Origin of the sequence: Lactobacillus sp. B4026 (assembly GCF_026535825.1) — a bacterium.
In the GTDB taxonomy this organism is placed as follows: Bacteria; Bacillota; Bacilli; order Lactobacillales; family Lactobacillaceae; genus Lactobacillus; species Lactobacillus panisapium.
In genome coordinates, this window is record NZ_JAFNPD010000011.1 from 1 (window position 1) to 14,926 (window position 14,926).

Genomic DNA, 14,926 nt, shown 5'->3' on the forward strand with positions numbered 1-14,926 from the left:
GCTTCTAATTTTGTTTTTAGTAAATATTTAGACATAAGAAAACCCCCGAATTGGAATCTTTGTCCAATTCCGGGGGTTAACTTCATTCGCAAGAAAGAATTAGGATTTTTTCTTATGTTAACAGCCAAACGGCACGACCAGAGTGCATTCTGCTGCATCACCGCCTATTAAAATTTAACCATGATAATCTAAATTAACGTAAACTAGCAAAGCTTGCCCCATCTTCTGTGTTTAACTAGCAATATACCTAGTTTTATTGAATTTTATTTTAAAAACAGTTTAGCACTTATTGCTATTTAACTTATTTCATTTATAATTGCATTAACTCAATTCAAAGAAGGTGTCTCAATGGAAAAATTACGTTATACTCCCAAATTTTAAATAAATTGAGGAGGATAAAAATGAAGTACATTACAACACAAAATATTAACCAAAAACAATTAATTAATTTATATAACAGCGTTGGTTGGACCGCATACACTAAAAACCCAACTGAGCTAGAGGCAGCGATTAACAACTCGCTACTAACCATTGCAGCAATTAATGAAGACAAACTTGTCGGACTAATTCGCGTTGTTGGTGATGGTGTCTCAATTATCTATATCCAAGATTTGCTTGTTCAGCCATCATACCAAAAACAAGGTATTGGCACACACTTAGTCAAGTTGGTTCTTACTAAGTTTCAAGCAGTTCGGCAAAAAGTACTCTTGACTATCGACGAACCAGAAACACGCTTTTTCTATGAAAAATGTGGTTTTAGATCGTGCGATCAAGGGCAGCTAGTTGCTTTTTATCAAGAATTTTAAACTAAAAAGGGTTGACCATTTATGGTCAGCCCTTTTTAGTTTAACATACTATCAGCATACGGTAATTCTAATGACGGATCAGCATTTAAAGTCAAGTCTGCAAATTGATGATCTTGGTATAAGTTGTAAGCTGCAGCACCGATCATCGCCGCATTATCACCGCAGAGCTTTAAGTCTGGCAAGATTACTTTCGGCTTGATGTTATGAGGCAAATTAGCAATTTCTTCCTCCATCCGCTCCCGCAATCCGCGATTCGCTGCAACACCGCCACCCATAATAAAGGTACGTGGCTGATACTGTTTAATTGCTCGGATGGTTTTATGTGCCAAAACATCAACAACGGCAGCCTGAAAACTTGCGGCTAAATCAAATTTATTTAATTCTTGGTGAATTTGGTCAGCATGGTGACAAGTGTTGATAAAGGCACTCTTTAAACCGGAAAAAGAAAAATCATAATCATCATCTTCCATCATTGCACGAGGAAAATGAAAAGTGTCATTACCCTGGTGAGCCCATTCATCAATCGTTTTACCAGCTGGATAATTCACGCCTAAAACACGGCCGATTTTATCATAAGCCTCACCGGCAGCATCATCACGTGTATCACCAACAATTTCAAAATGAGTCGGATCTTTCAATAAGACGATTTCAGTGTGACCACCAGAAACTTGCAGTGCAAGCGCTGGGTATTCAATCTCAGCAGTTAACTGTGCCGCCATTATATGCCCCATTATATGATCAACACCAATCAAAGGAATGCCCGTTGCCATTGAGGCCGCTTTCGCTGCGCTAACACCAATAAGTAGCGCACCAACTAGTCCTGGACCATAAGTGACAGCAATCGCATCAATATCATTCCAAGTTGCATTTGCTTTTTGCAACGCTTCTTTCGTAATCTGGCTGATTACTTCAATGTGATGGCGACTCGCAACTTCGGGAACCACTCCGCCGAAACGTTGGTGACTCTTAATCTGAGTAGCCACAATTAAACTTTCTACTTCACGGCCATTTTTAACCACTGAAGTCGAAGTTTCATCACATGAACTTTCATAAGCTAAAATACGGATATCTTTTTTACTGTCCAAAACTAATCACTTTCTTTATCATCAGGTGCCAAAGTAAGCACCATGTTTAACCCATCTTTATGTAAATCTTGGTAATAATTTGGTCTAACAAAATTAACGGTAAAGCCAAGACCTTGATACAACTTTTTAGCCACTTCGTTATCAATCCGAACTTCTAAAGAAATCGAATGACATCCTAATTTGCGAGCATAATCAATCATTAATTGCATCAAATAAGTACCTAGACCCTTTTTCTGCCAGGCGGGATCAACAGCAAGATTGGTTATATGTGCTTCAACCAAATTTAGCCTCATCCCAATGACCGCAATCAGTGCCGTCTTATGGTAGACGACTAAATATAAAGAGTCCTTTTTTTGCAATTCAAGTTGAAAAATTTCAGCTGCCCACGGCGTACGACCTTCGTAAGTTTTAGTCTCTAAAAAAAGAAGATTGGCAATATCACTTTCTTTAGCACGCATTACCTGCAAAACATGTTTATCTAGTGTAAACATAAACGGTCTAAATGTAGGTTGAACCAATTTATTGCCTACGCGAGAAAAATGGCAAAATTGCTTAAACCTCTTCCACATAATTACTGTCTGCTTCAAACGGCTTGCCAGTTTTCTTATGCCAATCTACTTCTGCTTGTGTACGCCGCAAATACCTTGGTAGCAACTGATCCGGCTCAACAGGCTGCTCATCAATTGCCAATTTGCCAATAACTCCTGCATGGATTACATTTTGCTCATCAGTACCAAAACTAACCGGTAAATCTAACTTATTGATAGCTTCTTCTTGCTTTTCAAAGCCCGTCCCGACAAAAACTACCTTTTCCAGTTTATGAGCTAGAGCATAATCCTTAACGGCTTTTAGTAATTTATCAATATGATAGTGACCGTCTTCGATAATATTAACTAATTGACCATTTTCTCTTAAATAAGCCCCTGCAAAAAAATTGTCATTTCGGGCATCAATACCTGCTACAATCAACGTATCTGTGTCTTGACAATTTGCCGCTAAAGCCTTCATAGTTGATACACCAACTGCTTGTTTGGCCAAAATGCTGGCAAACATCTTAATTGTTGTAACCCCAATCCGTAATCCTGTATAAGAGCCTGGTCCAATTGCCACCGCAAAGCGGTCAATGTCTTTGAGCTTAAGGTGATTCTCGGTTAAAATTTCAGCAATTAACGGATCAAGGTGTTCACTATGATTTCGTTTATCGTGTTCACTTTTTTCAACCATCACAGTAGTATCTTCATTTAAAGCTACACTTAACTGATTAGTTGCTGTTGATACACTTAAAATTTTCATTTCAGATCATTTATCCCTTTCTCAAAACTACCTTCTAATTTTAACACGAGAAAGAGCCCGTAAAACAAAGTAGGTAATAATCATTTCCAGCCAAGGCGCAATTGCTTCTTTAGGAACTCGTTGAATCAAAGCCACCTTGAAGTCCATGCCATACAAAAAGTGCAACCACAAGGTATTCATCCCTAAGTTAACTATTACCGTTACCAGCAATGTCGCCAATATAATCCGCCAGATTTTTACCGGTTTTTTATACAGAATTAAACCGTAAATAAGCGGGCCAACCATAGCACTTAAAGTGAAGCCAATAAAAAAGCCCCCCTGGTTAGCAAATAAGGCCGATGAAACTAAATCGCTAATTCCGCCACCGACTGCACCCCAAACGGGACCAAACATATAACCTAATAAAACACTACCAATAAAGCCCAAACCAATATGAACAATTGTTGTACCAATCGTGAACCGACTTAGCACAATTTTAATGGCAACAACAAATCCCAAAAGGACTAGATCACGCAATTCGACCTTAAACATTTCCTTTGTAGTCATTTGCAGCACTTTCTTTCATTAATAAACTTGGTAATAGTATACCATTATCTCATTATAACTTGCGCCAAGTTAGTTCACAAACGGCTTTATCCTTTTTATCTTCATCGGCAATTGTGTGGTAAGACTTAATCTCATCATCAGTTTCAACCAGCTTAACGCAGGCAAACGGCTTTTGACCGTAACGAACTTCGAGATTAAACTTAATGTCAATTGCACTGACTACATGATTTTTGAGAAAATCACGATCAAGCGTGTCAATAAACCAGTTAAAGTAATGACCGTTAGTCAAATGATGATTAGTATCTAGGTCATCATAACGAACACGGTACTGTCTCTTAATTGGATAATCTTCTTGCAACCGAATCCGCGGAAAACGGGGTAGTTTCTTTAATAATGGTACCCCAATTTTAGCCATCATTTCCTTGTCTGTCGAAACTAGCTTCCGCTTAGCTAAGTCAAATAAGACCCATTCACTCTGAGCAGTGATCAATTCATTACCTTCCTGATCACTGAACGAATAATCACGATATTCCAAAAAACGATTATAGCCAACCGGATCGGTTGTTAAGGTTATGTTTTCATTTGGCTTCGGCCAGCGCTTGATATCAATATGATATTGGGTAACTACCCATCCGAGTCCACGTTTATTCAACTCTTCAGTACTACCCGCACCATTATCCAATTGATGCTCGGACACGCTCATCATTAGATCAATCATTGCGGGTATTTTTAAATGCTGATTTTCATCACATTCATAAAAATTTACTTGATGTTGTTCACTATACTTCATTTTTTGCATCCCCATTATTTCTGATGATAACGATCATATAATTCATTTTTAGAAACTTGGTTTGCCTGCGCAACTTCTTTAATGGCAGATTTTTTACTTTCTCCCTGATCAACACGCTCATCAACGAGTTCAATTAATTCAGGCCAAGACAATTGCTCAGTTTGCTCAGTATTGGGCGAAACCAAAATAACGAATTCTCCTCGTGGCTGGTTTTCAGAAAAATATTGACTTACCTCTTGAACAGTTCCCCGAATAAATTCTTCGTGAATTTTAGTCAGCTCTCTGGCAGCAACAATTTCACGTTCTGGTGCAAAAACAGTTGCCATATTACTTAAAGTTTTAACTAATCGGTGCGGTGCTTCATAAAAAATAGAGGTGCCATGAGCTTGTTCCATTTGAACAAAATACGGTTTTTGTTCTCCAGCTTTTCGCGGTAAAAAACCATAATAGGTAAAAGGCTGCGCGTCAAAACCGGAAGCAATCAGTGCAGTTGTGAAAGCTGATGCCCCCGGTAACGGGACAACCGGGATGTCATTTTTAATACATTCCTGAACCAATACAAATCCGGGATCTGAAATAACCGGCATTCCGGCATCACTAATCTCAGCGATGACGGCCCCATCCTGCATCAATTTAACTAACTCCGGAGCGCGCTCTTTGGAATTATATTTATGAAACGACAGCATATGATTATGGACACCGATTTTTTCTAACAGAATACCACTAGTTCTAGTATCCTCAGCCGCAATATAATCTGCTTCTTGCAGAATTCTTTTTGCCCTGATTGTAATATCTTCCAAATTACCAATCGGAGTCGGTACTAAATAAAGTTTCCCCTCATTTTGAGCATAACTACTTTGCCGCTGCATTATATCATTCCCTTAATGTGCTTTCTTTTTTTCGCCAAAATTATCAAGAATATCCAAACAAAACATGCAATCCGAACTTGGATCACGGTGTGAGCCGTAATACATATTGCAAATATGATAGCCCGAATTATATATTTTGCGTAAAGACTCAAGACCGCTCTGCGTTTTGATTGCGTTATTATGTGCGTTATTCATCTTATCCATTTTTTCACGTAATAACTGATTTTCAACTTTCAGCTCTGTATTTTCTTTGAGCGTTTCTAAAATACTATTTTCTAAGCTCTCGATTGTCTTAGTCATACTGACCATTGAATCATGGAGCTGCTCTAACTTTGAATAAGAATCTACCATAAAAACACCTACCTTTTCCATTGCAGAGCAAGATAATCAAGCAGATTGCGAAAACCAACATTGCTATAGCGCATCTTGTCAACTTCCAGTAAATGCTTCAACATTCTTGCCCCCGCCTGCTGGCTACCATTATTTAAATCCTGTTGAGCCATCTTTTTTAACAAAAGCAAGAGATAATTTTGCTCCGCTTTCCCCTTAGCTAAATCAGCGAGCTTGTGCGCGCTAACAAGTGCTAAAGAATTATATTCAAGCATTTCTTGGTAAAAATACTTACCTGCTTTATCCAAGTTGGTTGTATCACCTAATTCAGCAATTTCTTCCTGGTTAAAGCCATTTGCTAATAAAGCCGCCGTCCTGCCATCAGCTTTTTGCCCAGCAGAAAAATTAATAATCTGTGTTCGTGACCGCACGGTCGGTAATATTTGATCTGCATTATTAGTAATCAGAATTGTTACCACCGGTGCAATGGGCTCTTCTAGCAAATTAAGCAGAGCATTTGCAGCTGATAGCGTTAATTTTTGTGCATCATTAATTATGAAAAAACGGACGCTGCTTTGCACGGGACTTTTGGCTAATTCTTCTTTTAAAACACGAATCTGATCAATCCCTAGGCTTTGTTTGCCCTCAGTTGTAACTAATAAGACGTCAGGATTATTACCAGAAATAATTTGCTGGCAATTTTGACACGAACCATCTGGCTTATTTTCACCCGTACAATTAAATAGACAGGCTAGCCAATATGCTGTATTTAGAGCCTGCAATTCGTTAGCATCGACAAATAAGTAGCTATGCGCTAACTTTTTTTGTTCGAATGCATGCCGTAAAAATTCGGCCTGTTTAACGCCTCTTTGTGAAATATCAATTTTCATTAAAACTGTTTAAACTCTTCCACTGATAGCACAAAACAGGTTGCTCCCCCAACGGTAATCTTAACGGGCTGACTGCTGACATCAAAGCCAGTCATTGCCAAGTTAGGGTTTAAGTATTCCTCACGCCCCTGTGATTCGCCCTTAATAATTCGCATTACTTTTTTGACAAATTTATCTTCAATTCCAATTAAAAAGGTAGTATTTCCTTCACTTAAGAATCCACCAGTGGTTGCTAATTTCGTTGCACGAATACTTTCTTTGGCAAAAGCGTGCTGCAAACGGTTAGCATCTTCTTTTTGAACAATCGCAATTATCAACTTCATTTTAAATCAGTCCTTTAGCAATTCTCTTGGTATACAATTTTCAATAATTCTAACACATGCTTTTACCACATCATTAACCGGTTGATTGGCATCCACAACTTTGATCCGGTCAGGATGACTCTGATTAATTTCTTGGTAACCCTGGTAAACTTTTTGATGAAAAGCTAGTTTTTCTTGCTCCAAACGGTCTTCTTGACCAGCTCGCTCTTTAGAAATCCGCGCTAACCCGACTTGAGGCTTAACATCCAAAAAGATGGTCAAATTGGGCTCAATCCCGTTAGTAGCAAACTCATTAATCTGCTTCACGGCCGCAATCCCTAGGTCTCTGCCTGCCCCTTGGTAGGCCAAAGAACTATCGACAAAGCGATCAGAAAAGATGACTTTACCAGCCTTTAAAGCAGGAATAATAGTTTCCTTCATATGTTGGCTTCGCGAAGCAGCATACAGTAATGCTTCAGTTTTTGCACTCATTTTTTCATTAGCAGGATCTAAAATAAACTGCCGAATTTTTTCAGCGATTACTGAACCACCTGGTTCACGAGTCACTAGATATTGTGTTTTCAATTGTGGTGCAATTTGGGCAACCACTTGTTCTAAAACTGTGCTTTTACCGGACCCGTCTGGCCCTTCGAAACTAATAAAATAACTCTTCATAAAACTCTCCATGAGTCTATTTTACAAGAGTTCGTCCTATATGAACACCCCAACGTACTTTTAATTTTTAGTGAAAATAAAAAAGCCCTTAAATAAGAGCTTTTTATTCTGAAATTGCATTGGTAAAACCACTAAATCTTGTATGTCGGTGACGGGCTTCTTGATACAAAAAAGCATACTTGGCTAGCAAAATTTCATTTGCAATAATATTTTCTTCTGACATGTCGAGCGTGGTAGAATTAAGATTTTTTTCAATTGCAATCTCTTCTTGCAATTTTTCAATCGTTTCTGTTAGCCACTCATCGCCCATTTTTTTAACTTGATTGTGCGCCATTAGATCGAAGTTCTCCCTTGCACTGCACGTTTTAACGTAATTGAATTTGCGTATTCAATATCACTACCCACAGCAAGTCCCGCAGCTAAACGGGTCACCTTAATTCCAGCAGGCTTAATCAACTTGCTAATATACATTGCCGTTGATTCACCTTCCGGAGTAGAATTCAATGCCAAAATTACTTCTTTCACTTTATCCTGTTTTTGTAAACGAACAATTAGTGACTTAATGTTAATTTCTTCTGGACCAATACCATCCATTGGTGACAAAACACCGTGCAGAACATGATATAAGCCACTGTACTCGCCCATTTCTTCAAAGGCCATGACGTCTTTGGGCTGCTCAACAACCATAATAGTTGATTGTTCACGACTTGGATTACTACAAATTACGCAGGGATCCTGCTCAGTAATATTACCGCAAATAGAGCAGCGGTGAAGCTTTTCTTTTACTTCATTTAGAGCAGTACTAAAATCATGAACATCTGTGTCTGGCATATCCAAAGTGTAGAAAGCCAAACGAGTAGCTGTTTTTTCACCAATACCAGGTAATTTCATATATGAATCAATTAAGTGCGCAATTGGTGCTGGATATTGCAATTAAATCATACCCTTCGTATATTTACCTAAACTTGCTTGAGTTGCTTGATCAATTTCTGACAAACCTTTATTAACCGCATCAATAATTAAGTCTTGCAACATATCTGGGTCATCAGGATCAATTGCTTCTTTATTAATATCGATCCCCTTAAGTTTACGATCTCCGCTGAATGTGGCAACAACTAAATCATCGGCAGACTTGCCAACAAATTCTTGCGCAGTAATATTTTCTTGCTCTTGCGCCATTTGCTCCTGCAGCTTTTTAGCCTGCTTCATCATCTGTTGCATATTCATGCCGCCCATTCCACCAAAATTAGGTCTTTTACTCATTGTTTTCTCCTCTTTATTTTAATCCTTTACGTTTACTGTATCACCAAATAGGTCTTTCGCTTTCTTAACAACCTCGTTTTCCTTGTCGTCTACTGGGTTGTCAGCACTAGAGTCCTGTTTACGCTTTAACATTTCTTCACGGTGTGTTTGCAAAAATTCTTTGCGAACCGTAAACCAATCGCTATCTGGTACCAAAACAATTTGGTAGTCACGTTTGGTAAATTTAGCAATCTGATCCGTCAGTATACCTAATAAATCTTCATCAGAACTGGCTTTTTCAAACCACAAAGCATATTTACACTTCATTACAACCTGATCGGAACTGGCAGCAACTGGTTCTAAAACGTCTAGCAGTGCCCGTTGCGAAACAGCTAAAACTGACTGCAAGTCAGGCCAAACATCTTTAATTGCCTGCAAATCCTTCTTGGTGGCATTTTCAAGCACATGATAAACCTGTTTACGATTTTGTTCATCAGCATGCTTATTATTTCTGACTTTCTTAGGTTTCTTTTTAGTTTTAGCAGTTTCTTGCGTAGCTTTAGCAATCTTGCCACCAGAAACTGCGTTATCAAGATGAAAAATCCGGTCACTATTACTTGTTTGTTTTTTACCTAAACGAGTAACCTTTTCCGTTAAACTAACGATTTGCTTCTTTAAAGCCGTAACTTCGGCCTGTAAGTCAGAACCGTTTTTAGCTTGCTGATTATCATTAGTTGCTGAAGCCGGTTCAGTTTCCTGAATAGTTGGCGCACTTAATTGCTGACTATCCGTACTTTCAACCAAAAAGACCTCTAACGGAATCTGCTGCTGGTTAGTATACCGCAAATCATTCAAAGCGGTATTGGCAGAAGCGATTAATTGGAAGTAACGCTGATCAGGCACGTCCTTAATTTTAGCAATAAAATCTTCTGTTAAAAAATTGCTTTGATTGTCACTGCCAGCTTTAACGATCATTAAAGCTGCCGTTGCCATATCAATTAATTCATCCAAAATGTTTTTTGAACTAGCACCATTTTTAAGCTCCGCTTGCGCCAAAGTTAAGGCTTGGCCAGCGTCTCTATCCAAAATCGCCAATAATATTTGCTCAATTTTTTCTTTTGCCGCAAAGCCAGTTATTTCAAGCGCAGCATCGTATTCGACCTTATCTTTTTCATAACTTAACAGTTGATCAAGGATGCTTAACGCATCACGCATTCCGCCATCGGCAACTTGCGCAATGACCGCAATCGCCTTATCGTCATAGCTGATTTTTTCTTGATCTAGAATATACTTCATTCGCTTCTCAAGGTCAGTCTGCGAAATACGTTTAAAATTATAACGTTGTGTTCGCGAAATAATCGTCGCTGGCACCTTTTGCAATTCGGTAGTTGCCAAGATGAAGACCACATGCTCTGGCGGTTCTTCAAGCGTCTTCAGTAAAGCGTTAAAGGCACCCATCGAGAGCATATGTACCTCGTCAATAATGTAAACTTTGTATTTACCCTGCGTGGGTGCATATTTAACCTTATCACGAATTTCCCGGATCTCATCGACACCATTATTAGAAGCAGCATCAATTTCCATAATATCGGACATTGCACCCTTATCGGCAGCAAGACAATTTGCGCATTGATTGCATGGTTCGCCATCCTGCAAGTTGGTGCAGTTTAAGGCCTTGGCAAAAATTTTAGCACAAGATGTCTTACCGGTACCACGCGGACCTGCAAAAAGAAAAGCATGAGAAATAGTGCCGCGCTTAATCGCATTTTTTAAAGTATTGGTAATATCTTCCTGGCCGACAACACTGTCAAAAGTGCGCGGCCGCCATTTGCGGTATAACGCTTGATAAGCCATTAATATTTCTTTCCTAGTAAAAAACTCTTAACTCTTCGAAAGAGTTAAGAGTTTGTAAATGTCTAATAAAAGGCACATGCCTGAGCGACCTTAGTGCTGCTACCTTCCGGTCCTGACACGCTTCAGAGGTCAAACATTGCCCAATAGATATACTAACTTATTTTGCAAAATTTTTCCACTAATTTGCGGAATCTTTTCCGATTTCCTGCTCATTTTTTAAAGCTTTTTTGGCTAATTTTTGTTTACGACGAATTGCCCGGAAAAATTCCTTTAACATTTGACTAGCTTCTTCGCGGTACAAGCCGCGAATAACCTGGGGATGATGATTAAATTTACTGACGCTAAACAAGTCAACCACACTGCCTGCCGCACCAGCTTTGGGATCCAAGGCGCCAAAGTAGACGTTTTTTATTCTGGAATTGATAATTGCTCCAGCACACATTGGGCACGGTTCGAGCGTGACAAACAAGCTACAATCGATTAATCGCCAAGTATTTAGCTCAGTGCATCCCTGCCTAATTGCCATCATTTCGGCATGTTGCGTAGCATCTTGATCAAGTTCGCGCCGATTATACCCTCTACCAATAACTCGACCATCTGGATCCACCAAAATTGCACCAATCGGAACTTCACCTTTTTCTTGCGCTTTATTCGCCTGCTCAAAGGCTAATTGCATGTACTTTTTCTTTTCTTCACTTGAAAAAGACATTAATTATTCACCGCCTGCAAAATATAGTAACCCTTGTCCCGGTCCAAGATAGTGCAATTGCCAAAAGTAGCTTTTAAAAGCTTACGTGCGCTTGGCTCACCCTGCTTTTTTTGGATGACAACAAGAATTTTGCCATCTTTAACCAGGTGATTTTTAGCACCCGATAAGATACTGGTAACAACACTTTTACCAGCACGAATTGGTGGATTAGTCACAATTAGCCCAAATTTTTTGTCATCTGCTATCTTCTCATAAACATTAGACTGATAAATTGCCACATTGCTTATTTGATTCATGGTGGCATTTCTCTTTGCTAGCGCCAAACCGCGCTCATTGACATCGGTCATCTCCACGGTTTGCTCTGGCCAAAATTTCGCAGCAAAAAGGCCCAAAGGACCATAACCTGCTCCGACATCTAAAATTCCTTTGGCGGGAAAAGAAACTTGGGCCATCTGCTTAATTAAAACGCCTGAACCATAGTCAACCCGCATTTTTGAAAAAACACCTGCATCAGTAGTGAATTTCAGGTCTATTCCAGCAACATGATAGTCAACTACGTGTTCATCATGCTCCGTAGTTGGATTAGCCGCATAATACATTTGATTTTTTTGCTCAGTCATAATTTTCTCGTTTCCTAAAACAGTCTGTTCTAGATAATTTTAGCGAACACAACGCTTTTTGCAAACAGGTTTACTTGATCAATAATAAAAAAACTAGTTGACTTATGCTTCTACGCCTAAGCAAACTAGCTAATTTTTTAATTTTTCTCATAACTGTTACTTTAAATAATAAAAAGAAGCCAATTACTCTATTCAAAAGCGATTACCCAATTGACGCTTCTGATAACTAAATTTTAGCTTTAATAAATTACTTTATATGTCAGTTTGTCCTAATTTACGAGCTTCATTATGATGACTAGCAATGCTATAATTGTTGTAAGTTAAATGCTAAAAAATATAACACAGTACTCATAAGAATTAGAGGATTGCTTGTTTGGCATAATGCAATAATTTAAAAATAAAAATTCAGTAATCTAGTTACTTCGTTGACAATTAAAGGAAAAAATAATAAGATGAATGAGAGAAAGAAAAGCGGCGGGATCTCTACGGGGACCGCTACGGAGACAAAAGCTCCTCATCATATTGGTGAGGAGCTTTCTCTTTCTAAACCTCACTTTAAGAACATTGATAAACAAATCAAAATACTTAAGCAAAGGGGTTTAACTTTTGATGATGAGAAAAAGGCCAAAAAGTACCTTTTAAGTAATAACTACTACAATATTATAAATGGCTATAGTAAGTATTTTCAAAAATCCCCCGATTCTGATGAATATCGTGAAAATGCACAGTTCGATGAAGTTTGTAATCTTTATTTTTTTGATAAAGAAATAAAACAGCTTCTTTTAAACGCTATTTTAACTGCGGAACACCATTTAAAATCAATATTGGCTTATAGATTTGCTGAAAAATATCCAGACAAGCGTTACGCATACTTAGACATAAACTGCTATGATTCGAAGCAAACACTTTGTGTAATTAAGACAATTTCTAAAATAACGAAAATTATTAATACACATGTAGCTATTGGTAAAAAACATAGGGGTAAAGTTAAAAATGATATAAAAAATAGAAAAGAAAAAGATATAAAGGTTGGTAATAATTCGATTTTTTACTACGTTGAAAAGTATGACGATGTACCAATTTGGGTTATTGTAGATTACTTAAATTTAGGTGATCTATATTATATCATTTATTGTTTACCTACAAATCTTCAAAATAAGATTGCATTTGATTTATGTGGTTTTATTAGTGAAAATATTCCTGATTTTAATAAACCTTTTCAACCTGAAAAAATGCTTTCTTTTATCCGCAATATAAAAGAAACAAGAAATATTTGTGCGCACAATAATCGCCTACTTGATTTTTATTGCAATGCAAGCTCCAAATACTTTAAGCCATTACACAGCAAATATGAAAAAGGTTGCAATATTAACAGAAAAAGCGTCTATAGTACATTTTTAAGTTTACAATGTTTCCTTAGTCAAACTGAATATAATATTTTGCATAATTCAATAAGGAAAAGAACTAGAAACTTAAAAAATAAGTTAACGTCTATAACGATAGATGAAATTATGCAGCTACTCGGCTTTCCTGATAATTGGTATGAAGGAAAAAAATTAGAACAAAAGCATTAGAACTTTTTCAACTTTCACTAGTTCACCAATTCAAGCTATTCTCATGCGTAATTTGATGTGAATTTTAACGTTAATATTTGTTAGTAATCTACTTGCAGCAACTTTGTTTTTAATCTTATACCAGCATTAGTTTCGGTTACATCGTCATTTTTATGATTCGTCTTCAATTTACGTTGCTTTCCTATTATTATATTTAAGTTGTTTAATTACCTTTTGATATTAAATCATGACGCACCACAAAGATTAATAAAAACCCCGGAGTTAGGACAACTTCGAGGTTTTTTATAATGGCTAAATTATGTTCAATATTGTTTAATTTTTTTCATGAACACTAACGGTTTTAGTTATTGGGAAAACCCGCTTAGCATAGTAATACCGTTTAAAGTTAGCTGGCCAAACCGTTACCCCAGCTCCTGGCCAAGAATGAAGAACTTTATTTTTACCAAGGTAAATCCCGATATGATAGCAAGCTGGCTTTGGCCGACCATAGAAAATCAAATCTCCGCGTTTTAAGTGCTTTAAACTCACTGTTTGCAAAGTCTTGCTTTTAACGAAGGAACGGCAACCCCATTCATGTGTTGCATGCCACCGCGGATTAGCTGGCGACGGATCAATTCCGGTTGCGTACATGCATTGCATAACTAATCCAGAGCAATCAACGGAAGTACCTGGCTGTTTAGTCGTGAAATTAACCCACGCAGTTTTCGCTTTCTTATACTGATATCCGCGCTTAATAAATGCCTTTACGTAATCCTCTCTAGTTGAAGCATAATTGAGGCTTTTGTCAAGGGGACTTGAGTAAAAGCCTTTAATGTGGAGATCTTTCATATGCAATTGACGATATTTAGCTGGAATTTGATAACGGCGAACTGTCGAAATCGTAATTTTATCACTTGTCGCTGCAGTTGCATCATTTGTTGCAGGAGCATATAAACGCCAAGTTGTCTTCAATTTACGATACCAGTTAGAAGGAAAAGTTAACTTAAAACTACCGGTTTCATCAGTTGTAAAAGTTTGGCAATTAACGTATTTTTTGCCGTTCCATTTTTGTAAATAAACCGTTCTTTTTTCTGGTGTATTTAGCATAACCTGATCAGTGATGTTGTCACCCGCAGTCCATTTATACTTAGTTGCTAATTGCTTAAACTCAGTCTCTTTGTTAGTTTCCTGATTATTGTTTGACTGCGTTGCGGACGGCTGATCATTGGCAGTTTCAATATCCGCAGCCATCACGGTACTTGTAGTCATGTTTGCTACTAAAAAAATGGCGGCTAGGCTGGCAAAAATACGTCTTTTATTTTTCATTTTTTCCTCTTTTTATTTCATTACTCTAACATTTAC

19 protein-coding genes and 1 other RNA gene are annotated in these 14,926 nt (G+C 37.8%); 2 read left to right on the forward strand and 18 right to left on the reverse strand.

The window, feature by feature from the left end; genetic code table 11:
* Nucleotides 1–401 precede the first annotated feature (401 nt).
* Nucleotides 402–806 carry a GNAT family N-acetyltransferase gene (locus tag J3U69_RS08740; protein WP_220232177.1) on the forward strand — a complete coding sequence of 135 codons (405 nt, stop codon included), beginning with the start codon at nt 402–404 and terminating at the stop codon, nt 804–806.
* A gap of 35 nt (nt 807–841) precedes the next feature.
* Here the strand turns inward: J3U69_RS08740 and tsaD are convergent, their stop codons facing one another.
* The 17 genes from tsaD to J3U69_RS08825 form a co-directional block, all read right to left on the reverse strand.
* Nucleotides 842–1,891, reverse strand: coding sequence for a tRNA (adenosine(37)-N6)-threonylcarbamoyltransferase complex transferase subunit TsaD (gene tsaD, locus J3U69_RS08745; RefSeq protein WP_220219988.1), 1,050 nt, complete (start codon nt 1,889–1,891; stop codon nt 842–844).
* Between the two features lie 2 nt (nt 1,892–1,893).
* The gene (gene rimI, locus J3U69_RS08750; protein WP_220219989.1) at nt 1,894–2,460 is read right to left on the reverse strand and encodes a ribosomal protein S18-alanine N-acetyltransferase; all 567 of its coding nucleotides are present in this window, start codon (nt 2,458–2,460) and stop codon (nt 1,894–1,896) included.
* The gene (gene tsaB, locus J3U69_RS08755) at nt 2,444–3,184 is read right to left on the reverse strand and encodes a tRNA (adenosine(37)-N6)-threonylcarbamoyltransferase complex dimerization subunit type 1 TsaB (protein WP_267413742.1); all 741 of its coding nucleotides are present in this window, start codon (nt 3,182–3,184) and stop codon (nt 2,444–2,446) included. The genes rimI and tsaB overlap by 17 nt, the downstream gene beginning before the upstream one ends.
* Nucleotides 3,185–3,211: 27 nt before the next feature.
* Nucleotides 3,212–3,730 carry a folate family ECF transporter S component gene (locus J3U69_RS08760; RefSeq protein ID WP_103752475.1) on the reverse strand — a complete coding sequence of 173 codons (519 nt, stop codon included), beginning with the start codon at nt 3,728–3,730 and terminating at the stop codon, nt 3,212–3,214.
* A gap of 52 nt (nt 3,731–3,782) precedes the next feature.
* Entirely contained in the window at nt 3,783–4,520 is a 738-nt protein-coding gene (locus tag J3U69_RS08765; protein WP_267413743.1) for an acyl-[acyl-carrier-protein] thioesterase, read from the reverse strand.
* A 14-nt stretch (nt 4,521–4,534) separates the two neighbouring features.
* Entirely contained in the window at nt 4,535–5,389 is an 855-nt protein-coding gene (rsmI, locus tag J3U69_RS08770; RefSeq protein WP_267384214.1) for a 16S rRNA (cytidine(1402)-2'-O)-methyltransferase, read from the reverse strand.
* A 12-nt stretch (nt 5,390–5,401) separates the two neighbouring features.
* Nucleotides 5,402–5,740 carry a DNA replication initiation control protein YabA gene (gene yabA / locus J3U69_RS08775; protein WP_103752472.1) on the reverse strand — a complete coding sequence of 113 codons (339 nt, stop codon included), beginning with the start codon at nt 5,738–5,740 and terminating at the stop codon, nt 5,402–5,404.
* Nucleotides 5,741–5,748: 8 nt separating this feature from the next.
* The gene (locus tag J3U69_RS08780; protein ID WP_220232181.1) at nt 5,749–6,609 is read right to left on the reverse strand and encodes a DNA polymerase III subunit delta; all 861 of its coding nucleotides are present in this window, start codon (nt 6,607–6,609) and stop codon (nt 5,749–5,751) included.
* On the reverse strand, nt 6,609–6,932 hold the full coding sequence (locus tag J3U69_RS08785) for a cyclic-di-AMP receptor (protein ID WP_103752470.1): 324 nt from the start codon (nt 6,930–6,932) through the stop codon (nt 6,609–6,611). Before J3U69_RS08785 ends, J3U69_RS08780 begins: the two co-directional genes overlap by 1 nt.
* Nucleotides 6,933–6,938: 6 nt before the next feature.
* Nucleotides 6,939–7,586, reverse strand: a complete 648-nt coding sequence (gene tmk, locus J3U69_RS08790; protein ID WP_220219994.1) for a dTMP kinase — start codon at nt 7,584–7,586, stop codon at nt 6,939–6,941.
* 103 nt (nt 7,587–7,689) lie between these two features.
* Entirely contained in the window at nt 7,690–7,920 is a 231-nt protein-coding gene (locus tag J3U69_RS08795; RefSeq protein WP_103752468.1) for a YaaL family protein, read from the reverse strand.
* Nucleotides 7,920–8,519 (reverse strand): recombination mediator RecR, encoded by a 600-nt coding sequence (recR, locus tag J3U69_RS08800; RefSeq protein WP_103752467.1) that lies wholly within the window; start codon nt 8,517–8,519, stop codon nt 7,920–7,922. Before recR ends, J3U69_RS08795 begins: the two co-directional genes overlap by 1 nt.
* A complete protein-coding gene (locus tag J3U69_RS08805; RefSeq protein WP_103752466.1) occupies nt 8,520–8,849 on the reverse strand; it encodes a YbaB/EbfC family nucleoid-associated protein in 330 nt (109 codons plus the stop codon). It lies immediately after the preceding gene.
* A gap of 18 nt (nt 8,850–8,867) precedes the next feature.
* A complete protein-coding gene (dnaX, locus tag J3U69_RS08810; protein ID WP_267413744.1) occupies nt 8,868–10,682 on the reverse strand; it encodes a DNA polymerase III subunit gamma/tau in 1,815 nt (604 codons plus the stop codon).
* Nucleotides 10,683–10,735: 53 nt separating this feature from the next.
* An RNA gene (gene ffs / locus J3U69_RS08815) (signal recognition particle sRNA small type) lies at nt 10,736–10,835 on the reverse strand.
* Nucleotides 10,836–10,860: 25 nt separating this feature from the next.
* Nucleotides 10,861–11,391, reverse strand: coding sequence for a tRNA adenosine(34) deaminase TadA (tadA, locus tag J3U69_RS08820; protein ID WP_267413746.1), 531 nt, complete (start codon nt 11,389–11,391; stop codon nt 10,861–10,863).
* On the reverse strand, nt 11,391–12,011 hold the full coding sequence (locus tag J3U69_RS08825; RefSeq protein WP_267392275.1) for a class I SAM-dependent methyltransferase: 621 nt from the start codon (nt 12,009–12,011) through the stop codon (nt 11,391–11,393). Before J3U69_RS08825 ends, tadA begins: the two co-directional genes overlap by 1 nt.
* A gap of 452 nt (nt 12,012–12,463) precedes the next feature.
* Between J3U69_RS08825 and J3U69_RS08830 the strand changes: the two genes are divergently transcribed.
* On the forward strand, nt 12,464–13,585 hold the full coding sequence (locus tag J3U69_RS08830; RefSeq protein WP_267413748.1) for an Abi family protein: 1,122 nt from the start codon (nt 12,464–12,466) through the stop codon (nt 13,583–13,585).
* A 312-nt stretch (nt 13,586–13,897) separates the two neighbouring features.
* Here J3U69_RS08830 and J3U69_RS08835 read toward each other — a convergent pair whose 3' ends face one another.
* Nucleotides 13,898–14,890, reverse strand: a complete 993-nt coding sequence (locus tag J3U69_RS08835; RefSeq protein WP_220268314.1) for a C40 family peptidase — start codon at nt 14,888–14,890, stop codon at nt 13,898–13,900.
* Nucleotides 14,891–14,926 lie beyond the last annotated feature (36 nt).